A 21,591-nucleotide genomic window follows, 5' to 3' on the forward strand; every position below is an offset into this window, starting at 1 on the left:
CTAGCAGCTTACTGTATTGCCAATACTTGGCGATTGAATTCATCTTGGTCGGCAAAAGTTTTAAAAACTCTATCCATTTTAGTCAGTTCAAACAACATCCTGACTTGATCGCTGATCGAACAAACAAAAAGTTTACCATTAGCATTTCGCGTCGTTTGCATCGCTGATACTAAAGCACCTAAACCAGAGCTATCGATAAACTTTACTTCTTTCAGGTCAAGCAACAAGATATCGGCTCCGTTTGCCATAAGGTCGTTAACTTCACGACGTAGTTCATTACCTCTAACACCATCTAAAATTCCAGATAATTCTAGTACTTGCACACTCAAACTCATGATTTTGTCCTATTTTTTGATTTAAAAAGATGTATTTATATTTTGGCATTGACCTCAGCTAAACTGCAATAGATATATAGTAATCCGCTTTGATTATTGAACCGATTTGCGTAGGGTGGGAGTAGGGAATAGAGACTTGTACTGAGCGACTTGTGCCGAGCCTGTCCTGAGCGTAGCCGAAGGGCGAAGCCGAGGTAAGCCGAAGTAGTGGGGAGTAGGAAATAAGCCTTTTCTATTGGTACTTAATTTGTTCAAAAATCAAATAAGAGTCCTATAGCAATAGTTTTGTGTCTTAAAGGAATTCGCTTTGATTCGTGTTCGCGCATGGCGTAGCCATACTTACTTGCGTGGTGCGGCTTAGTAATTGGGAGCATCTCAAATGTGCAAGTTTATTTTTATATGGTATTTGGACTTAAACGGAGAATGAAATAACGAACCGCAAAGGAAAGAGGTTTGTAGAGGGTTTTTGTATCAGTACTATGTCTTTTGGTAAAATTGGGATGCAAATTATACAGCTACGATTACATTCTTCCTTGACGTTGGCACAGCTATCGCATTGTTTCTTTCTAGATGGTCTGAAAATTCAGTGTCTGATTAAATCACGATCAAGTTAGCGGCTCTGCGCTAAAGTAAAAATATTGGGATCAAAATCTCTGCCAGTAAGTTCAAACACCACTAATCTTTACCACTGCGGCGATAATGTCTCAAGAGCATAACGAATCACTCCAAATTCAAGAGATCACCAAACTTAAACCGAAACACTTTGCTGATTTAGTCAGATCAGCACAATTGATTTTCGACCCCACAGCCGGAGTTTCGGGAAGACATATAACAGTTGACTGGGAACAATTCGGAATTCCCCATGATGTGGCAGACAATCTCAAATCACTTGGTCAGCAGTACCAATATGCATCTCCTCACATCCCTGTTGAAGTCATTTGGAGTAAATTAACTCCCGAAACTCGTATTTGGTTTGTCGAAAACAAAGATAAGTTGTGGCAGCTTGAAGAAGCTTTCCCAGCCCTTGATGAAGATTAAACGGCTGAATGATTAGAAGAAATATGAATCATTTGTAGGGGCACAACGATCGTTCATAGGTGTCAACTTAACGTGAAATCGTTGCAATGGCGTTATACCAAGTCCACTCAATTACTAATTATCCCCTCGCAACCCCACCCCGCTTTTGTCTAGCGACAAAATCTCCCCTCCCCGTTCACGGGGAGGGGATTAAGGGGTGGGGTAAAACGCCTGTGGGATAAGCGTTTGCTCTTAAGTTGACACCAATTAACGATCGTTGTGCCCCTAACTACCAGCAGCTAGGAAAGGATTTTACCCATTCAAAAAACTGCTGTTTTGCTTCGCAAGACTTTCAGGCTTTCAGCTTGCTGTTGCACGCGCTCACTAATGCGATCGCATGCTAACTCACAAAGCTCAAAAATCATTGGCTCGGCAATCTCGTAATAGGCACTCGTGCCTTTGGGCTGACGAGATAAAATTCCTGCTTGAGTTAACACTTTCAGATGCTTAGATAGATTTGCTTGACCTAAGCTAGTAACCTCGGCAATTTCCATAACATTCATTGGGCCTGATTTTAGACAGGCCAAAATCTGTAGCCGACTTGCCTCTGATAAAACCTTGAAGTATTCAGCAACTGCCACGAGAACAGCTGGATCGGACTTGGGTGGCTTAGTTTTTGGCATAGGGAGATTTAATAATCGGTATAATATTTTTTAATAACTAATTAGTTATTAAATTTAATAATAGCTTAGGGCTGTCCTTTGTCATTGGTCACTTGTACTGCCCTTCTCTACGAGACGCTGCGCGAACGACTACGCTCAGGAACCGCGTAGTCGAAGTATTGGTCATTAGTAAGGACTTTAAGCCTGTTTACGTTTCGCAACATAATTTGGTTTATTTCTACCGACTTACTTAGAAGATTGAGTATCCATTAAAAATTTCTGCTACCCTGCTAAAACTTGTTGAATGGTGAGTGCAAGCAAGCCACTTTGCTACTCATTTTGCTACTTAACGCCGTGTGCAACTTTCTCTCAAACCTAACCCCCAACCCCAACCCTTGTAGCGTTGGGGAGCAAGAATCAAAGCCTCTCAGGAGTGGAGGAGAGGAATGGAAGCGGGGTTCTAAGAATAAGTTGCACATCGCGTTACTTAAAACGGTAGCCTTAAAGAAATACACTATATTTTGGCGTATGTTGCCTAAACCCAAGAAATATTGGACACCCCAGCACTGGGCAAGTTGGAAACCTTTCGGCATTGGCGAACAGTACCCCAACAACTACTGGGAGGTTTTTCGGGCAATCTGGCTGTCTCGTGACAAACTACCTTATGCGTGGAATATTCTTGATAAAGGTGTTTGCGATGGTTGCGCTCTCGGAACAACCGGGATGAAGGATTGGACTTTAGATGGTATCCATCTCTGCAATGTCCGGTTGCGGCTGTTGCGGATGAATACTATGCCAGCTTTTGACCCTGTGCTATTGGAGGATGTCTCGCAGTTACAAAAGCACAAAAGTGCCCAATTACGCGACTTGGGAAGACTTCCTTTTCCGATGATGCGTCAACGAGGAGAAAAAGGCTTTCGCCGGATTAGCTGGGATGAAGCTTTAGGGGTAATTAGCGATCGCATCCGCGCTACTACACCAGACCGCCTCAGTTTTTATATTACCAGTCGTGGAACTGTCAACGAAACTTATTATGCCACCCAAAAAGCTGTGCGGGCAATGGGAAGCAATAATATTGATAACGCTGCCCGCATCTGCCATTCTCCCAGTACGGCAGGACTGAAAGCTGCTCTGGGTGCAGGGGCCACCACCTGTTCTTATAAAGACTGGATTGGTACTGATTTATTAGTCTTCATTGGTTCCAACGTTGCCAATAATCAGCCAGTAACCGTTAAGTATCTCCATTACGCCAAAAAAGCTGGCACAAAAATTGTAGTTGTTAACACTTACCGCGAACCAGGAATGGAGCGCTACTGGGTTCCCTCAATTGTGGAAAGTGCCGTTTTCGGTACAAAGTTTGCCGAAGACTTCTTCTTAATCAATATGGGCGGGGATATAGCATTTTTGAATGGCACAATTAAACATATAATTGCTAACAACTGGGTAGACCAATCATTTATAGATTTACACACAGTTGGCTTTGCCGAACTCAAAACATCTTTAGAAAGTCAATCTTGGGAAGAATTAGAGCGGCTTTCTGGTACATCCCGTGAGCAAATGTACGCTTTTGCCAAAATGGTCAAAGAAGCCAACAAAGCCGTATTTGTTTGGAGTATGGGCATTACCCAACATGAATGCGGTGAAGATAATGTGCGAAGTATCATCAACTTAGCTCTCACCAAAGGTTTTGTCGGTCGGGAAGGCTGCGGTTTAATGCCAATTCGCGGCCATTCTGGGGTGCAAGGTGGTGCAGAGATGGGATGTTATGCGACAGTATTTCCTGGTGGTAAACCCATCACCCCAGAAAATGCTGCCCAATTGAGTCAGCATTGGGGCTTTGAAGTGCCAGCAAGTAAAGGTTTAATTGCTCCAGAAATGATTAACGCCGCATATCAGGGGGAATTAGATGTGTTGGTTTCTGTGGGAGGAAATTTTTTAGAAGTGCTGCCAGAACCAGATTATGTGGAAGCGGCGCTGAAGAAAATACCGTTGCGGGTACATATAGATATTGTTCTCTCCAGCCAAATGTTGGTGGAATCGGCTGATACTGTGGTGCTTTTACCTGCGACGACTCGCTACGAAATACCGGGGGGAGTCACAGAAACTAACACCGAACGCCGGGTAATTTTCAGTCCAGAAATTCCGGGGCCGCGCATCAAAGAAGCGCGTCCAGAATGGGAAGTTTTTCTAGAATTGGCAAGGCGCGTGCAACCAGATTTGGCAGATAAGCTGGCTTTTGCTGACACAGCTGCTATCCGTCAAGAAATTGCTCAAGTTGTCCCCCAATATGCTGGTATTCAACACTTACAGCAAGCTGGCGATCAATTTCAGTATGGCGGGTCACATTTGTGCTTTGGTTGGAACTTCCCTACAGCCGATGGAAAAGCACACTTTGGCGTATTATTGCCACGCCAAAGGGAATTACCAGAAGGTTATTTCTTAGTAGCAACGCGCCGAGGCAAGCAATTTAATAGTATGGTACAGGAGCGTAAGGATGCAATTACTGGGGCGGTGCGAGAGGCAGTGCTAATAAATGCTGGTGACGCGGCACTGTTGGATTTAAAAGATGGGGATAAGGTAATTCTCAAGAATGAGTTAGGTGAGTTGCCTTGTCAAGTCTATATCGCGCCAATTCAGTCAGGAAACTTGCAAGTCCATTGGCCAGAAGGGAATGTGCTAATAGATAAAAGTAAGCGATCGCTAGAAGGGGTTCCCGATTATAATGCGATCGCCCGGCTGGAAAAAATCTGAATCAAGTCTCATTTTTTCAGTCAATCAAGGCAGAAGCAGAATAAAAGCCTACAGAGGTAAACTACACATTTTGTGGAATCATGGAATGCGTAGTTTACAGCAGTAAGTGCCAAATCTAACGCACGGTTTGCCGCAAAGCCTCAGCATCAACGGGTTTAATCAGGTAAACCAACAGTAGATTCCAAACAATTGCTGCAATCAAAGGTAGTTTGCGAATCACCTTCACAACTTTGGGTATAGAACTGCTTTCAATCTCTGCAATTTTCATGTTGTAACCCGCACAGCGTTGCAGGCGTGGGAAAAACTGGGGATGTTCGGTATTCAACATCACAGGAAAAGCCCGGCCCGCAGTTTCATTGGTGTTACGAACAACTTCGCAATCAAATTCCGTCGCATCAAGTCCCAATGATGTGTAAAAACCAGCCCGTTCATGAACTGTCAAAGTGTGGGTAGCAAATACCGATAACAAGAAAAAGCGACTCCACAACCTAGCTTTCCAGTTGTTCCACAGTTGCGGTTGAGAACGTAAAAGCGCCTTGAATATATCCCCGTGACGGTTTTCGTCCTGACACCAACTCTCAAAATATTGGAAGATGGGATAAAACTGGTTTTCTGGGTACTTTTCTAGATGTCTGTAGATAATAATGTAACGCCAATACCCGATTTTTTCTGATAAGTAAACGGTGTAAAGTACCCACTCAATTGGGAAAAACGTATAGGTGCGGGTTTTAGTAACATTGCCTAAATCCAGGGAGAGTTTAAAATCGCCCATTGCTTTGTTGAGAAATCCGGCATGACGAGCTTCATCACGCGCCATCAGTTGAAATATTTCCGCTAGCACTGGACTGCGATTTTTCAGCTTGCGGGATAGTTCTTTGAATAGCAAAAAGCCGGAAAACTCAGAAATGCAAGAGCGTTCCAAATACTCAATAAATGCTTGTCTTGCTTCACCCTCAATGTGTTCCCAAGACTGGTTAAACACCTCATCCCGAACAAAATGATGACGGTTGTAGTCTGTCCGCATTTCTGCCAGCATTGCCTTTAACTCCGTCTCCTGGGCAGACAAATCCAGGTTGGCGGCAGTTTCAAAATCTGTAGTGTAAAACCGGGGGGTGAGTACAGTTTCTTTGCTGGGGGTTTTAATTTCTGGCTTGGGTAGGGTATTAACCATGTGTAATGCGGTAAGCAAGTAAATAGTCCTATAGTTATCAAGTTATAATAAATATGTTTCTTTTGCTAGACGTCTTTACAATCCTTCAGTAAAGGAGGAAATGCCCTACAGACTAACCCGTGTGTAAATCCTAAAATTTATCGAACAGAATTCAGGAGGGGCTAAACCCTAGCTATCCGCTAACAAAGTCAGAATACAGGAAAGGTATTCTGACCGAAAAGCGGAGTTAATGATGTTATCAATCATGCCCTGGATGGGAACTATAACTTCAAATCAGGTAAAGGAAGTTTTTGGTGATGAAAGTTGTAACCTTTCTATTGATATTAACAACTGGGTTATTAACTCCAGGGATTATGTCATCGGCGATACTCCTTTGGAGTCGCTCCGCGAACGCTCAGGTAACATCCGATGGTACAACTAACACCACTGTCAACCCAAACGGTAATAATTTCACGATTCTTAATGGGAGTGAAAAAGGTAGCAATTTATTTCATAGCTTCAGTAATTTCTCTGTGCCTACGGGTACTTCAGCGACTTTTGATTTAATAAACACGCCAAATATTTCTACTATATTTAGTCGGGTGACAGGTGGGAAGGTTTCTAATATTGATGGATTAATTCAAACTATAAATAGTAATAACCCAGTAAGTTTATTTTTAATGAATCCGGCGGGGATTGTTTTTGGTCAAAATGCGGCGTTGAATATTGGTGGGTCGTTTGTGGGGACGACGGCGAATAGTATCAAGTTTGCTGATGGCACTGAGTTTAGTGCAGTAAATCCGACGGGGACACCGTTGTTAACCATGAGTGTGCCAATCGGCTTACAGATGGGGACAAATCCAGAGGCTATTAAAGTTGACGGTACAGGACACAACTTGACAAAGCTAAATCCTTTGAATAGTGGCTCACCTATTAATCCACAAACTCATCTCACAGGACTACAGCTAGAAGTAAAGCCAGGAAAGACCCTAGCCCTGATTGGTGGGGATATAAATTTAATCGGAGGTACTTTACAGGCTATTAGCGGACGAATTGAGCTAGGGGCTGTTGCTTGGGGGATAGTCAGCTTGAACCCCGGAAATCAGGGCTGGACATTTGGCTATGATCGTGTGCAGAGTTTTCGGGATATTAGCTTCTCACAACAAGCCTTAGCTGATGCCAGTGGTTTTGGTGGAGGAGCAATCCAAATCCAGGGAGCGCACGTAAGTTTTATTGATGGGTCACTTGCTCTGATCCAAAATCTGGGAGTGCAACCCTCTGGAGGTATCAACATCCGAGCTTCCGAATCGCTTGAGGTGATTGGAGTCGATCCCAATAGAACTAATATAAATAGCGGTGTGCGAAATGAAACTTTGGGTGCTGGTAATCTTGGAGATATTACAATTACAACTAGACAGTTGGTACTTGAAGCGGGAGGAACCATCAGTTCCGCAACGTATGGTTCTGGAGCCTCTGGCACGATCGCTATAGAAACGACTGATTCATTGAAATTGCTGGGCTTTTCACCAATTTCTAATTCTAGTGGTATTGATACCACAACCTATAGTTCTGGTTATGGAGGGGATGTCAATATATCAACCAGAGAGTTAACACTTCTGAATGGAGGAAGCATTTCATCTGCAAGCCTCGGTACTGGTAATGCTGGAAACGTCGCAATCAAGGCAACTGACCTTGTAGAGTTAAGTGGATTTAGACCAGGAGCATTTATCCCTAGTTCGATCAGTTCACCGTCTCTGTTTACTGGTAACGCTGGTAGTGTCACAATTAATACTAAAAAACTGCTCATGAGCAATGGGGGCACAATTGATTCCTCGATCACTGGAAGTGGCAAAGGCGGTAATTTGGTTATTAATGCTACTGACTCTATTGAGGTCAGGGGTACTATACCAGGTTCTCGCAATCCTAGTCGGATTGGCTCCTCTGGCATTATCCTAGATGAACCGCTACGCTTACGGTTGCGACTTCCACCCGCACCGACTGGAGACTCTGGCAGCCTGACAATTAATACAGGTAAATTAAGCGTCACAGATGGTGCATTAGTCAATGTCCAGAATGAGGGAAGCGGTAATGCTGGAGCGTTACGCATCAACGCTAACTCTATTTTCCTCAACAATGGTGGCAGCATTACCGCCTCTACAAAGTCTGGGGAAGGTGGTAATATCAACCTGCAAGTTCGAGATACTCTGCTGATCCGACGGGGTAGTCAGATATCAGCAGACGCCAGTGGTATAGGCAACGGCGGTAACATTACGATTAATGCTCCCTTTCTGATTGGACTGGAAAACAGCGATATCATCGCCAACGCAGTCCAAGGGGATGGCGGCAATATTCAAATCACGACTGAAGGCATCTTTGGACTAGCTTACCGTCCTCAACTTACCCCGAATAGTGACATCACCGCCAGTTCCCAATTTGGCGTAAACGGAACAGTCGATATCAATAATTTTGGAGTTGACCCCAGTTCTGGTTTAGTAGAACTACCAGCGAATCTAAGCGATCCATCGCAGCAAATAGCTAGTGGCTGTTCAGCAAATCAAGGCAGTCGATTTGTCGCCACGGGAAGAGGCGGAGTACCGCAAAATCCTCATCAACAAGTGGCGAACGATCGCCCTTGGTCTGACACCCGTGATATCTCTGCATACCGCCAAACAGAGAAAGCGACAGCACAAATACCCGCACCAAAAGCAACTCTTGTCCAAGCTACTTCCTGGCATCGCAACGCCCAAGGAAAAATTGAGTTAGTTGCAGATAAATTTCCTGCTCAGATGCAACAAACATTAACCTGTGCTGCTGTTTCTAAAAATTAATGATGTTATCAACAATACCATTCAGGGAACACTAACTTTACATTCGTTCAAGGAAGTTGTTGGTGATGAAAGTATTACCCTTTCTATTTATATTCACAATTGGGTTATTAACTCCGGGAATGATGTTAAGAGCGATACTCCCTTGGAGTGGCTCCGCCAACGCTCAGGTAACATCTGATGGTACAACTAACACCATTGTCAACCAAAGTGGTAATAATTTTAATATTCTTAACGGGATAAATAAAGGTAATAATTTATTTCATAGCTTCAGTAATTTCTCTGTATCTACAAGTAGTTCAGCGACTTTTGATTTAACTAATACACCAAATATTACAACCATATTTAGCCGAGTTACAGGTGAAAATGTTTCCAATATTGATGGGTTGATTCGCACACTTAATAGTAGTAATCCGGTAAGTTTGTTTTTGATGAATCCGGCGGGGATTGTGTTTGGTAAAAATGCCTCGTTAAATATTGGCGGCTCGTTTGTGAGAACGACGGCGAACAGCATTAAGTTTGCTGATGGCGGAGAGTTTAGCGCCGTCAACTCAGCGACACCACCATTATTAACCATGAATGTACCCATTGGTTTGCAACTGGGCAGCAATCCCGCACCCATCAACGTTGAAGGTACGGGACACTCCTTGCGTAACCCCGGTGGAGGACTGAGTTTGATTCCTGTGACTCGGATTCCCAGTGCTACAAAACTGGGCGTACAGCCGGGAAATACCTTAGCTTTGCTAGGTGGCGACCTCAATCTCAATGGGGCAATCTTGATCGCCGAAGGAGGGCAAGTTGAATTGGGTAGTGTCAACAGTGGAGGATTAGTCAACTTGATACCAAACCCACAGGGTTATACATTGGGATATGGCGATGTCCAAAGCTTTGGCGATATTCAGCTAGGAGAGCGATCGCTATTAGATGTCAGTGGAGTGAATACAGGTTCGGTGCTGGCATCGTCGGGCTGACGGCAAAATTGAATTAATTGCAGATAAATCTCCTACTCAGGTGCAGCAACCATGAACCTGTGCTGCTGTTACCAAAAGTTAATGATGTTATAAATAATGCCCTGAACGGGAACTATAACTTGAAATCAGGTAAGGGAAATTTTTGGTATGAGAGCGATGTCTAACGACAAGCCGCGAAGCGTCTACGCTTTTCTACTTATATTCACAACTGGGTTATTCACTCTAGGGACGATGCCAGCGATACTCCCTTGGAGTGGCTCCGCCAACGCTCAGGTGACATCTGATGGTACTACCAACACTACTGTCAACCAAAATGGTAATAATTTTAATATTCTTAACGGTATAAATAAAGGTAATAATTTATTTTATAGTTTCAGTAATTTTTCTGTACCTACTGGTGGTTCAGCAACATTCGATTTAACCAATACACCAAATATTACAACCATATTTAGCAGAGTTACAGGTCGAAATGTTTCCAATATTGATGGATTGATTCGCACAATCAATAGTAATAACTCAGTAAGTTTGTTTTTAATGAATCCTAGCGGCATTATATTTGGGCAAAATGCCAAGTTGGATATTGGTGGCTCGTTTATTAGCACCACAGCAAACAGCATCAAATTTTCCGATGGATCTGAGTTTAGTGCGGTGAATCCGACCAGTCCCTCGATATTGACGATTAGCGTGCCGATCGGCTTGCAGATGGGCAGCAATCCTGCCCCCATTACCGTACAAGGTAACGGACACCAACTCACTGCGGCTAATCCCAATGTTCCTGTAACCTTCAGTGCCACACCGACGGGGTTACAAGTGAAACCGGGTCAGACCCTGGGTTTAATTGGTGGCAACCTGAACTTTACAGGGGGGACGCTGACCGCAAAACAAGGACAGGTAGCGACAGCTGCGATCGCCAGTGGGCAGGTCGGTCTGACAGCCAGCGCCCAAGGCTGGGATTTCGACTATAGCGGTGTCTCCAGCTTTCGAGACGTTCAACTCGCGCAACAATCGATGCTGGATGCCAGCGGCATTGGCGGCGGGCGCATCCAAGTGCAGGGGGCAAATGTTAGCTTGACGGATGGATCGACGCTGTTGATTCAAAGCTTTGGTCTCCTGCCAGGCGGTGGGATTCAAGTTCGAGCCACTGATACTGTGAACATTCAGGGCAGCACGCCCAATGAAACCATTGTGAGTGGGTTACGCATCAATCAGTTGGGGGAGCTTGGCGGTGGCAGCATTAAGATTGACACACGCCGACTCAGCTTGCAGCAAGGCGGGGAAATTCGTACCCAGAACTACGCAAAGGGTGCCAGCAGTGACGTGCAGATCAACGCTACGGAGTCGCTGGCAATCATTGGGTTCACACCCCTCACCCGACGGAACAGCAACATTACAACCCGCTCCTTTGGCGCAGGCGCAAGCGGTGCGATTACCATCACATCGGGAGACATGACACTGCTTAATGGGGGCGGTTTCGCAGCACTTGCCTTCAGCACTGGAAAAGCTGGGAATGTGACGGCAAACGTTGATCGCACATTGTTGATCAAAGGCACTGAACCTACATTAGTGCAGCGCAGCGGTATCGCTTCCGCTAGCGTTGTCACTGGTAATGCGGGACAAGTTTTGGTTAATGCTCAACGTATCAATATCCAAGCGGGTGGGCGCATCTCGTCATCGGCTTCCGCGCAAGGCAATGGGGGCAGTTTGACTGTGAATGCCTCTGAATCAATTACGGTACAGGGGAAAGGTAACGGTCTCTTAGACTATAGTTCGATCGATGCATCGGTGATAATTTTCGATAAAGCTTTCCAACGTCTGTATAATCTCCCCCCTGTCCCCAGTGGAGCATCGGGCAATGTTACCTTGACGACACCGCAACTCAACATTATCGATGGCGGGGTGGTTGGTGTGAGAAACGATGGAACGGGAAATGCGGGTAATTTGTTGGTGAATGCCGATACCATTGACTTGAATCGCCAAGGACGCATCACCGCCACCACCAGATCAGGAGAAGGTGGGAATCTTTATTTGCAAGCCAACAGCTTGATTTTGCAACACAACAGTTCAATTACAGCCACCGCAAGCGGTAATGGGAATGGCGGCAATGTCACTATCAATGCACCCGTGATTGTCGGCTTTGAAAACAGTGATATAATTGCTAATGCTTTACAGGGGCGGGGTGGCAATATTCAAATCAACACCCAGGGAATCTTTGGATTGAAGTATCGCGATCGCTTAACCCCTGAAAATGACATCACGGCTAGTTCTGAATTTGGCGTTAATGGCATCGTTCAAATCAACAACATTGGGGTTGATCCCAGTTCCGGTTTAGTTGAATTACCTGTAAACTTAGTCGATTCCTCACAGCAAATTGCTACAGGTTGTTCTAGTACAAATGGCAGCAGTTTTGTCGCAACGGGACGAGGTGGAATACCGCAAAATCCAACACAGGAAGTCAGGAGCGATCGCACTTGGTATGATATCCGCGATATCTCTGCATACCGCAAAACTAGCTCCGTTACAGCCCAAATGCCCCCATCCTCAGAGGTTCTTGTCCAAGCTACAGGTTGGCATCGCAATGCTGACGGCAAAATTGAGTTAATCACAGATAAATCTAATGTTCAGGTGCAACAGGCATTAAACTGTGCTGCTGTTCCCAAGAGTTAAGATGAGATAACCGATATATTGGCAGATTTGGTGTGATTTATGACTGTAAAACTCCAGACAGAAAACGACAATTTACAGGCAAGCAGTAGGATAAAGATAAATCAAGAAACAGAAAACGAAAAAGTTCTCTGTTTTCATTGTCAGCGCACCGCTACGAACGGTATTAAATGTAAAGGAATTTGTGTGGCTGACAATGACTATTAAGGGATTACTCACAGAATTAAACAATCCGGTTGACAATTGTCCACACTTCCCCTTCAGAGCGGACATAAGGAACGGAGATTGTCTTGAACCCAGTAATGAAGGGCTTGTAATAAATCCGCCAATACATTGGACTTAGTTCATTGGCACAAGCCTTAAGAAAACGGACTTCTGTTGCCAATTCCCCAGCCAGTTGATTAATGCGTTGAGCATGAACCTGTGCCACTTCTTTTGCTTCTTCTAGCTGCTGCTGTTGGGTAAGTTCTTTTGATTCAACTTGCCAACGCACTAATTTATTTTGTTTTTGTTTGATCTGGACTTCCAAAGCTGCGATCGCAGCATCAATACCCTGGAGTTCAACTGATAATTGGGCATTTTCCCTGGCTTGACGGCGATATGCTTCAACCATTGCCTGGGGTGAATCATTCTCGCTAGAGATGACATTATTAATAGTGAGTGCAGCGCGTTCTTCTAAAAGAATTTCAATTTGAGAGTTAAGCGCCGACATTTCAGCCTGAATTTGCTCCATAAATCGAGTTTTAAGTGCTGAGTTTTAAGTGTTGAGTAAAATCTTAAAAGCTTTTTGCGCCTTGGGTATCGAGAGAAAGCGATCGCACCTCGGCTGTAATTCCTTCTTCTTGCCAAGCAGCTAACATCGCCGCCTCCACCGCCTCCGAGTGTAATTTATCCGCCAAAGCTAACAGTGTCGGCCCCGCACCACTAATTACCATACCATAAGCACCAGCACTAACGGCTGCGATGTTGACAGCATCATAACCAGGAATCAAAGCTTTCCGATAGGGCTGATGCAACTTATCTTGCAAAGCTGTCTTTAACCATTGTCCGTTACCAGTTTCTAAACCGCGCAATAGTAATCCCAAATGTGCTGTATTGAAAATCGCATCAGCGCGACTCACTTCAGTTGGCAGAACACCCCGCGCCTCTGAAGTGGAAAGTTCAAAATTAGGAATAGCCACAACTGGGACAATATCTTTATGCCAGGGAACATCACAAATTTCCCAAGCTGTGCCACTGGTGGCAGCCAGACGACATCCTCCCAACAAAGCTGGTACTACATTATCAGGATGTCCTTCCATTGCGATCGCTAACTCCATCACCTGCGACTGAGAAAGAGTAGCACCCTCAAGTTGATTGGCAGCAACTAATCCGCCCACAATTGCTGTTGCCGAACTACCCAAACCCCTCGCCAGTGGGACACCTAACTTAATCTCTATTTTCACAGTCGGTGGCGTTTGCTCTATATGTTGATAAAATTTGACAAACGCTTGGTAAAGCAGATTGCTCTCATCAGTTTGGACTCGTTCAGCTTCTGTACCAGTGACATGAATAATTAGCCCACCCTCTTCCAGGCGAGTAAACTTGAACTCGTTGTACAGCTTTAAAGCTGCACCGATGCAATCAAAACCAGGCCCCAAATTAGCAGTTGTGGCGGGAACGGTAACAGTGATGGCAGAAACAACAGACATTGGTAAAACTCACTAATCATCAATCAGCATCTCATAGAAGTGGGTAAATTCCACCCCTTCTAGGGGCGGGTGCGTCAAACAGCTAAAATGATTTCAAGAAAACTCTTCAGCAGAAACGCTGGTACGATCGCAGGAGGCAAAAAATGGGCTTGGCTGGATTAAGAATTGTGTTGGTAGAACCAGCTGGGCCGATAAATATCGGGGCGATCGCCAGGGTAATGAAAAATTTCGGGCTATATCATTTAGTATTAGTGAACCCCCAATGCGATCCGCTCTCAACGGAAGCTTTGATGATGGCTGTTCATGGTCAGGAAATTTTAGAATCTGCTGTATTTGTGGCGACCTTACCAGAAGCATTGCATGGATGTGTACGGGCGATCGCTACCACCGGTCGCGTTCGCAGTTTAGAAACACCTTTAGAAAACCCCCGCACTGCACTACCCTGGTTACTGGAGGAACCAGAAAAGCCCACAGCACTGATTTTTGGCAGAGAAGATCGGGGATTAAGCAATGAAGAATTAAATTATGCCCAAAGGTTTGTTGGTATTCCCACAAGTCAAGATTATGTAGCCTTGAATTTAGCTACTGCCGTGGCAATCTGTTGTTATGAATTGTCACAATCTGCCCAGCAATCTGACACTCAGACCATAACCCAAACTGAACTCGCATCCTTAGATGTTGTAGAAGGATACTACCAGCAATTAGAATCACTATTACTGAAAATTGGTTATGTATATCCCCATACAGCAGCTAGTCGCATGGGAAAATTTCGTCAACTATATAATCGCGCTCACCTGAAAACTGGAGAAGTAGCCATGCTGCGAGGAATTTTGCAGCAGGTAGAATGGGCTTTGAAAAACCAGAGGGATGGTGAAAACTTGTAATTATTCGTCTAATATATACGCAATCACCCCCCAAAATATTTAATATGGCTTAAACTAAACACAAAAATGCTACTTAGCGCTCTTTTATTACTCCGAAAAAATAAAATATTCGTAGGTTGGGTTGAACGAAGTGAAACCCAACAAAATCAGAGATTGTTGGTGTTGGGTTTCGTTCCTCAACCCAACCTACGCCTAAACACAAAAATGCTACTTAGTGGCAAAGTGGAATTTGAGTATTAATATTGCTTAAAAATTAAGTTTTGGGTCAGAGAAGAGGAAAGGGGGCAGGGAGCAGGGGAGCAGGGAGACAAGGGGGACAAGGGAGACAAGGGAGACAAGGGAGAATTATTGAATAAATCTCTCCACTTGTCTCCTCTACCCCTCTGCCCCCCGCCCCCCGCCCCCCAGCCCCTCTGCCCCCTGCCCCCCGCCCCCCAGCCTCTTCAGTCGGGAGTCTGCAAGAAAACAGTCAAGTGGGTCACAAGGAGTAACTGTGCCAGAGTCAAGTGACGAACTAACAGCTTTCTCGCGGCGACAACCCCTAAATCGCCGCCAACCACAAAAAGTTCAAAAAGTGGTGCAAAAGAAAGTTAAAGCTAATAGCCAACAGCAAGCTGCTAATGGACGAGAAGCGGCACTAGCACGCTCCAAAAATCGCGTTGCTCCCCCCCCAACCCCTGGTGCTACACGGAGGGTAAAATCAGGATTAGTCATGCCAACAGCAGTAAAACCAATACCTACTGCAAAGGGGAAAATTCCTCCCTTTCGACCAGGTGCTGTGATGGTGAAAGCAGTGCGGATGGAAAAGCCAAAAAGAGGCATGCGTTCATCGCGGAAAACGCGATTAAAGCCAATGGCCAAAACCATATTGTATGTTGTGCGGTTGTTGATTGTGGGTGTTGGAATGGGTGCAATTGTGGGCACGGTGTTGTCAGTATTAGACCCAGCTAATCGCATCAGTACAACTTCTGTATCTCAATCTAATAGTAATGTGGCGCGATCGCAGCCACAACCTACCCAAGCTCCCCCAACTGCATCTTCGGGCCTATACCTATCCCAGGAAATTAGCTCCTTAAAAAATGCCGTGCAAAATTTGGCGGCGAACAACCCAAATCTTACACCCGGTGTTTTTTTGGTAGATTTGGATACTGGTAATTATGTAGATGTCAACGGCTCTACCAGTTTTCCAGCAGCTAGCACAATTAAAGTGCCGATTCTACTTGCCTTTTTCCAGGATGTGGACGCAGGGAAAATTCGCCTTGATGAAATGCTGACCATGCAGCAGGATATGGTAGCTGGCGGTTCTGGAGATATGGGGTCCAAGCCAGCCGGAACCAAGTACAATGCCCTGGAAGTCGTCACTAAAATGATTACAATCAGCGACAACACGGCGACAAATATGCTGATTGCTCGACTGGGAGGGATGGAGGCGTTAAACCAGCGTTTCCGCACTTGGGGATTGACAACCACAACAATTCGTAATAGCCTGCCAGATTTGCAAGGAACAAATACTACTAGTCCCAAAGAATTGGCGAATTTGATGGCTATTGTGAGTCAGGGAAATTTAATCAGTATGCCATCACGCGATCTCATGCTCGATATCTTGCGTCGTACCCAAAGAGACACTCTGCTACCATCGGGTTTGGGAACAGGCGCAAGAGCATTCCACAAAACGGGCGATATTGGGACTATGCTGGCAGACACAGGTTTAATTGTTGTTCCCACTGGCAAGCGCTATATAGCTACCGTCATGGTACAACGCCCCGAAAACGACCCTCGCGCCGAAAAACTGATTAGCTCAATTTCTCGTGCTGCCTACCAAGAGTTTAGCCAAAATGCTGTTACACCCAACAGTACCACAAGCACTATACCCGCAAATGGTTATCAGCCCCAGATTGGGAGTCCTACTTTACCTAATGGTACGACAGGTACTATACCCGCAAATGGTTATCAGCCCCCTGTTGTCAGTCCTGTACCTAATGGGATGGGAAGTACTGTACCGGCAAATGGTTATCAGTCTCCAGGTATGAATCAACAGTATTACCCTCCAAGATAAGTAGGTCGGCGTATCGTTGGAATAAGACAGGGAGCAGGGAGAACTAGCGGTATGCAAGCGCTGCACTGAATTAAAGCCACAAAGTATACTCCGTAGATGGCGATCGCAATTGAAGTTACAATTTTTGTTTGCAAATCAAATAGGATTGCTATACCCGAAACTATCAACCAAATAGTCATTGCTCAAATTCAAACACTAGTTTTCAAAATTCAAACGTTTGCAACAAATACTCTTCCATATATAAGAAACGCTTAAGTATTTCTTGCAAATGTATAATCAGTTGCAGCAAACGCTTAATACTTTGCAACAAATACTCTTCCATATATAAGAAACGCTTAAGTATTTCTTGCAAATGTATAATCAGTTGCAGCAAATGCTTAATACTTTGCAACAAATACTCTTCCATGTATAAGAAACGTTTAAATCATTGCAACAATTGTTGTAATGAACTTATGAATTGATTAGTTATTGGTCATTAGACTTCTTGCAAAAGTCCCTAACACCTCTCCTCTAAGGACACACAAGTTTAACGAACTTTGGGGGTTTAAGTCCCCTGTCTCTACAGACAGCGCGTTTTGGGTCGGGGTCTGTCTTGCAAAGTTGCTCCTCTACAGCGCTTCGCGCATCCTGCGGCGGGGGAGACCCCAAGACCGCACTTTGCGCTAAATCCCCGTCACAAAACTTAATTACGAATTACGAATTACGAATTACGAATTATTTAATTACCCCTCTTAATCCCCCCTTTACAAGGCCTACCGTGTATACACAAGTCGCCAGACCTCTCCCCAAACCCCTCTCCGACGCGGAGAGGGGCTTTAAAGATTGGCTCCCCTTCCCTCGTAGGGAAGGGGCTGGGGGTTAGGTCTGAGAGCGCTTTGAGCAAAATAAGTCACTTGTGTATACACCGTAGCTTTACAAGGCAGGGTTAGAGTGGGGTAAAACCCTAGTTGTAGCGTAGAGTTTAACTAATGACTCCGTACAGTTAGTGTATTTAATACCAAATATGCCATCATTAAACTTCTCATTTCTTGAAGTCCACGATACACAACTTGTAAGATTAGGCGCTCTAGCTGAACGATATTTTGCAGATGACCCCAATACTTGTTTAATTAAGTTGCGACAGTTTGGGGAATTGCTGGCTCAGTTAGCAGCAGCCAATATTGGACTTTATGAGGTAGCGGATGAACGGCAGATTAATTTGCTAAATCGGTTGCGCGATCGCGGTTTAATTAAAGGAGAAGTTGATCGCTTGTTCCATGAGTTACGGAAAATTGGCAATCAAGCAACTCATGAGCTTTCTGGGAATCACCGCACGGCTTTAAGTGGGCTGAAGTATGCCCGCGAATTGGGGATTTGGTTTCATCGCTCATTTAGTGGTAATCGCAATTTTGACCCAGGCGCGTTTATTCCACCGCCTGATCCCAAAACAGAGACACAGGCACTTAAAGCCGAGTTAGAACGGTTGCGAGATGAGGTACAAAAGAATTTTTCGGAGGCTGAGGCAGCACAAGCATTAGCCAAAGCAGAGATGCTGCGTAGAAGTGTCGCCGAAGATTTAGCACGGGAAGCAGAGTCGAAAGTGCAAGAGGTATTAAATCACCTGGCAGAAATTCAGGCTCAAGCAAAAAGTGAGACTCAGCAAACCATTCAGCAAACTATTACTCAAGCTCAAGTCGCTGAAAGTGGTGTGTTGCTGGATGAAAGGGAGACACGCAGACTAATTGATGCTCAACTGCGAGCAGCCGGTTGGGAAGCAGATTCAGAAGAACTGACTTATCAAAATGGTGTGCGTCCTCAAAAGGGAAGAAATTTAGCAATAGCCGAGTATCCCACTGCTAATGGACGGGCTGATTATGCGTTGTTCTGCGGCTTGCAAATTGTGGGAGTAGTGGAAGCTAAACGGCAAAGCAAAGATGTTTCCGAAGGTGCGCTTAACCAAGCTAAACGATACAGTGAGGGGTTCCAAATTGCGGGAGAAATATTTGCAGGTGGGCTGTGGCAAAATTATCAGGTTCCATTTGTCTTTGCAACCAACGGACGACCATATTTACAGCAACTTCAAACTAAGAGTGGCATCTGGTTTTGTGATTTGCGGCGATCGACTAATCTCCGCGTCTGTCTACCTACCTGGCACTCTCCTCAAGGATTACTTGATATTTTAACTCAAGACGTTGACCAGGCAGTAACTCGTTTAGCGCAAGAAGGTTTTAGCTATGGGTTGAAATTGCGGGATTATCAAATTCGCTCCATTCAAACAGTAGAGTCTGCCTTGGCACGAGGACAACGGGAATTACTCGTGGCGATGGCAACAGGAACAGGAAAAACTAAAACTTGCATTGGTTTAGTTTATCGGCTGCTGAAAACCAAGCGGTTTCGCCGGGTGTTGTTTTTAGTCGATCGCACCGCATTAAAAGAGCAAACCGCTAACGCCTTTAAAGATTCTCGCATGGAAAACCTGCAAAGTTTCGCTGATATATTTGAGATTAGCGATCGCAACAACACCGAATTTGATCGCGATCTTAAAGTTAACATTACCACAGTGCAGGGTATGCTCAAGCGAGTTCTCTACCCTGCTGATGGTACAATAGTTACACCCGATCAATATGATTGCATTGTAATCGATGAGTGTCACCGGGGCTATTTATTGGATCGAGATTTAAGTGATACAGAATTAGAGTTTCGGGATTTTAACGATTACGTGTCGAAATATCGGCGGGTTTTGGAGCAGTTCGACGCAGTTAAGATTGGTTTAACCGCAACTCCAGCGCTACATACTACAGAAATTTTTGGCAACCCTGTCTACACTTACAGTTATCGGGAAGCTGTGATTGATGGTTGGTTAATTGACCATGAGCCGCCCTTTCAAATTAAAACAAAGCTTTCTGAAGAAGGGATGGTGTGGAATCCTGGTGAGCAGATGGAGTTTTTCAATCCCCAAACAGGGCAACTTGATTTAGTTCATGCCCCTGATGAAGTGCGAATTGATGTCGAACAATTTAACCGCCGAGTTGTGACTGAGGAATTTAATCGCGTCGTCTGTGAAGCCTTAGCGGAGCATATTGATCCCTCCCTAGCAGAAAAAACCTTGATTTTTTGCGCCACTGATGCACATGCAGATATTGTTGTCAACCAACTTAAACAGACGTTTCAGGATAGATATGAAAGTGTTGAGGATGATGCAGTTGTCAAAATTACTGGGAATGCAGATAAGCCATTAGAGTTGATTCGCAAATTCCGTAATGAAGTCAATCCGAAAGTTGCTGTAACCGTAGACTTATTAACTACCGGGATTGATGTGCCGGCGATTTGTAATCTTGTGTTTATTCGCCGAGTCAATTCTCGGATTCTCTATGAGCAGATGTTGGGAAGGGCTACCCGCCTTTGTGATGAAATTGGGAAAGAAGTATTTCACATCTTTGATGCCGTGCGGCTATATGAAGCGATCGCACCTGTTTCGACAATGAAACCCATTGTAGTTAATCCTAACATTACCTTTACCCAACTACTGCAAGAGTTGGAGACAGTTAACAAACCTGATGCTGTCGAGATAGTGATTGAGCAACTGCTAGCCAAACTGCAACGCCAACGCAGGCATTTAAGCGACAGTAACCGCGAACAGTTAGAAGCGATCGCCCAAATGCCAATAGAAAATATCGGATCTCACCTCAAGCAAAGTACAATACAGCAAGTGCGGGAATGGTTTCGAGAGAAAAAAGCGATCGCTCAAATTCTTGACCATCGAGATGGTGGAACTCAGCCAATTTTAATTTCCCATCATCTTGATGAATTAGTCTCAATTGAACGCGGTTATGGCAGTGCTGCACGTCCAGAAGATTATCTAGAAAGTTTTAGAGCCTTCTTGCTAGAGAACATGAACAAAATTCCGGCGCTGGTTGTTGTTACACAGCGGCCCCGTGAGTTAACAAGAGCGCAACTTAAAGAACTGCGAATGCAGCTTGATGCAGCCGGATACTCTCAAACCAGCTTACAAACTGCATGGCGAGAAACGACTAATGAAGATATTGCCGCTTCAATTATCGGCTTTATTCGTCAAGCGGCCTTGGGTGATGCTTTAATTCCTTACAGTGAACGGGTTGAACGCGCTATGAAAAAAATCCTGGCGAGTCAGCCTTGGAATATACCACAACGCAAATGGTTAGAACGGATTGGTAAGCAACTTAAAGCGGAAATAATTGTTGATTGCGAAGCCTTTGAGAGAGGAGAGTTTAAAAGTCAAGGCGGCGGATTCGAGCGATTAAATAAGGTTTTTGGTGGAGAATTAGAGAATATTGTGATCAAGATTCATGAGAGTCTTTGGGATGTTGCTATTTGATATATAACGGTTTGAATTGCATGGAATACAGACCTAACCCCCAACCCCTTCCCTGCGAGGGAAGGGGAGTAAGATTCAAAGCCTCTCCCCTTTTAGGCTACCGTGTACACACAAGTGACTTATTTTGCTCAAAGCGCTCCCAAACCTAACCCCCAACCCCTTAATAGCTAGCCTTGGAGAGCTAATCTTCAAAGCCCCTCTCCGCGTCGGAGAGGGGTTTGGGGAGAGGTCTGCTGACTTGTGTATACACGGTAG

Annotated in this window: 13 protein-coding genes and 1 pseudogene; 9 read left to right on the forward strand and 5 right to left on the reverse strand. The window is 44.8% G+C overall.

Features of this window, described 5'->3' with window-relative positions:
* Positions 1-8 precede the first annotated feature (8 nt).
* Complete coding sequence (locus HWQ36_RS22350; protein WP_292706588.1) at positions 9-335, reverse strand: STAS domain-containing protein; 327 nt, start codon at positions 333-335, stop codon at positions 9-11.
* Between the two features lie 699 nt (positions 336-1,034).
* Here HWQ36_RS22350 and HWQ36_RS22355 point away from each other — a divergent pair.
* Positions 1,035-1,373 (forward strand): hypothetical protein, encoded by a 339-nt coding sequence (locus HWQ36_RS22355; RefSeq protein ID WP_292706589.1) that lies wholly within the window; start codon positions 1,035-1,037, stop codon positions 1,371-1,373.
* A 299-nt stretch (positions 1,374-1,672) separates the two neighbouring features.
* Here HWQ36_RS22355 and HWQ36_RS22360 read toward each other — a convergent pair whose 3' ends face one another.
* Entirely contained in the window at positions 1,673-2,035 is a 363-nt protein-coding gene (locus tag HWQ36_RS22360) for a metalloregulator ArsR/SmtB family transcription factor (protein ID WP_292706591.1), read from the reverse strand.
* Positions 2,036-2,542: 507 nt separating this feature from the next.
* Here HWQ36_RS22360 and HWQ36_RS22365 point away from each other — a divergent pair.
* Positions 2,543-4,765: an FdhF/YdeP family oxidoreductase gene (locus HWQ36_RS22365; RefSeq protein ID WP_292706593.1), complete on the forward strand. Its 2,223-nt coding sequence runs from the start codon at positions 2,543-2,545 to the stop codon at positions 4,763-4,765.
* A 115-nt stretch (positions 4,766-4,880) separates the two neighbouring features.
* On the opposite strand, the gene acsF is transcribed toward HWQ36_RS22365, so the two are convergent.
* Positions 4,881-5,936 (reverse strand): magnesium-protoporphyrin IX monomethyl ester (oxidative) cyclase, encoded by a 1,056-nt coding sequence (gene acsF, locus HWQ36_RS22370; protein WP_292706595.1) that lies wholly within the window; start codon positions 5,934-5,936, stop codon positions 4,881-4,883.
* 296 nt (positions 5,937-6,232) lie between these two features.
* Here acsF and HWQ36_RS22375 point away from each other — a divergent pair, with 296 nt between their 5' ends.
* The 4 genes and pseudogenes from HWQ36_RS22375 (at position 6,233) to HWQ36_RS22390 (ending at position 12,579) form a co-directional block, all read left to right on the forward strand.
* Positions 6,233-8,743: an S-layer family protein gene (locus HWQ36_RS22375; protein WP_292706597.1), complete on the forward strand. Its 2,511-nt coding sequence runs from the start codon at positions 6,233-6,235 to the stop codon at positions 8,741-8,743.
* Between the two features lie 119 nt (positions 8,744-8,862).
* Positions 8,863-9,693, forward strand: a pseudogene (locus HWQ36_RS22380) (filamentous hemagglutinin N-terminal domain-containing protein); the annotation flags it as partial.
* A gap of 174 nt (positions 9,694-9,867) precedes the next feature.
* A complete protein-coding gene (locus tag HWQ36_RS22385; RefSeq protein ID WP_292706598.1) occupies positions 9,868-12,375 on the forward strand; it encodes an S-layer family protein in 2,508 nt (835 codons plus the stop codon).
* A gap of 39 nt (positions 12,376-12,414) precedes the next feature.
* Positions 12,415-12,579 (forward strand): hypothetical protein, encoded by a 165-nt coding sequence (locus HWQ36_RS22390; RefSeq protein ID WP_292706600.1) that lies wholly within the window; start codon positions 12,415-12,417, stop codon positions 12,577-12,579.
* Between the two features lie 16 nt (positions 12,580-12,595).
* Here the strand turns inward: HWQ36_RS22390 and HWQ36_RS22395 are convergent, their stop codons facing one another.
* Both HWQ36_RS22395 and thrB read right to left on the reverse strand, forming a co-directional pair.
* Positions 12,596-13,105: a hypothetical protein gene (locus HWQ36_RS22395; RefSeq protein ID WP_292706602.1), complete on the reverse strand. Its 510-nt coding sequence runs from the start codon at positions 13,103-13,105 to the stop codon at positions 12,596-12,598.
* Positions 13,106-13,148: 43 nt separating this feature from the next.
* Positions 13,149-14,063, reverse strand: coding sequence for a homoserine kinase (gene thrB / locus HWQ36_RS22400; protein ID WP_292706604.1), 915 nt, complete (start codon positions 14,061-14,063; stop codon positions 13,149-13,151).
* 143 nt (positions 14,064-14,206) lie between these two features.
* On the opposite strand from thrB, the gene HWQ36_RS22405 reads away from it, so the two are divergent.
* The 3 genes from HWQ36_RS22405 (at position 14,207) to hsdR (ending at position 21,336) form a co-directional block, all read left to right on the forward strand.
* Positions 14,207-14,947, forward strand: coding sequence for an RNA methyltransferase (locus HWQ36_RS22405; protein WP_292706605.1), 741 nt, complete (start codon positions 14,207-14,209; stop codon positions 14,945-14,947).
* Between the two features lie 493 nt (positions 14,948-15,440).
* On the forward strand, positions 15,441-17,003 hold the full coding sequence (locus HWQ36_RS22410) for a serine hydrolase (protein WP_292706607.1): 1,563 nt from the start codon (positions 15,441-15,443) through the stop codon (positions 17,001-17,003).
* A 1,003-nt stretch (positions 17,004-18,006) separates the two neighbouring features.
* Positions 18,007-21,336 (forward strand): type I restriction-modification system endonuclease, encoded by a 3,330-nt coding sequence (gene hsdR, locus HWQ36_RS22415; protein WP_292706609.1) that lies wholly within the window; start codon positions 18,007-18,009, stop codon positions 21,334-21,336.
* Positions 21,337-21,591 lie beyond the last annotated feature (255 nt).

Source organism: Nostoc sp. NMS2, from assembly GCF_017115105.1.
Taxonomy (GTDB): Bacteria; Cyanobacteriota; Cyanobacteriia; order Cyanobacteriales; family Nostocaceae; genus Nostoc.

Excerpts from the sequence above, each read along its gene's own strand:
- HWQ36_RS22360 (WP_292706591.1), bottom strand. The coding sequence starts at position 2,035 with ATGCCAAAAACTAAGCCACCCAAGTCCGATCCAGCTGTTCTCGTGGCA.
- HWQ36_RS22385 (WP_292706598.1), top strand. The coding sequence starts at position 9,868 with ATGTCTAACGACAAGCCGCGAAGCGTCTACGCTTTTCTACTTATATTC.
- HWQ36_RS22390 (WP_292706600.1), top strand. The coding sequence starts at position 12,415 with ATGACTGTAAAACTCCAGACAGAAAACGACAATTTACAGGCAAGCAGT.
- acsF (WP_292706595.1), bottom strand. The coding sequence starts at position 5,936 with ATGGTTAATACCCTACCCAAGCCAGAAATTAAAACCCCCAGCAAAGAA.
- HWQ36_RS22355 (WP_292706589.1), top strand. The coding sequence starts at position 1,035 with ATGTCTCAAGAGCATAACGAATCACTCCAAATTCAAGAGATCACCAAA.
- hsdR (WP_292706609.1), top strand. The coding sequence starts at position 18,007 with ATGCCATCATTAAACTTCTCATTTCTTGAAGTCCACGATACACAACTT.
- HWQ36_RS22395 (WP_292706602.1), bottom strand. The coding sequence starts at position 13,105 with ATGGAGCAAATTCAGGCTGAAATGTCGGCGCTTAACTCTCAAATTGAA.
- HWQ36_RS22350 (WP_292706588.1), bottom strand. The coding sequence starts at position 335 with ATGAGTTTGAGTGTGCAAGTACTAGAATTATCTGGAATTTTAGATGGT.
- HWQ36_RS22375 (WP_292706597.1), top strand. The coding sequence starts at position 6,233 with ATGAAAGTTGTAACCTTTCTATTGATATTAACAACTGGGTTATTAACT.
- HWQ36_RS22365 (WP_292706593.1), top strand. The coding sequence starts at position 2,543 with ATGTTGCCTAAACCCAAGAAATATTGGACACCCCAGCACTGGGCAAGT.
- thrB (WP_292706604.1), bottom strand. The coding sequence starts at position 14,063 with ATGTCTGTTGTTTCTGCCATCACTGTTACCGTTCCCGCCACAACTGCT.
- HWQ36_RS22405 (WP_292706605.1), top strand. The coding sequence starts at position 14,207 with ATGGGCTTGGCTGGATTAAGAATTGTGTTGGTAGAACCAGCTGGGCCG.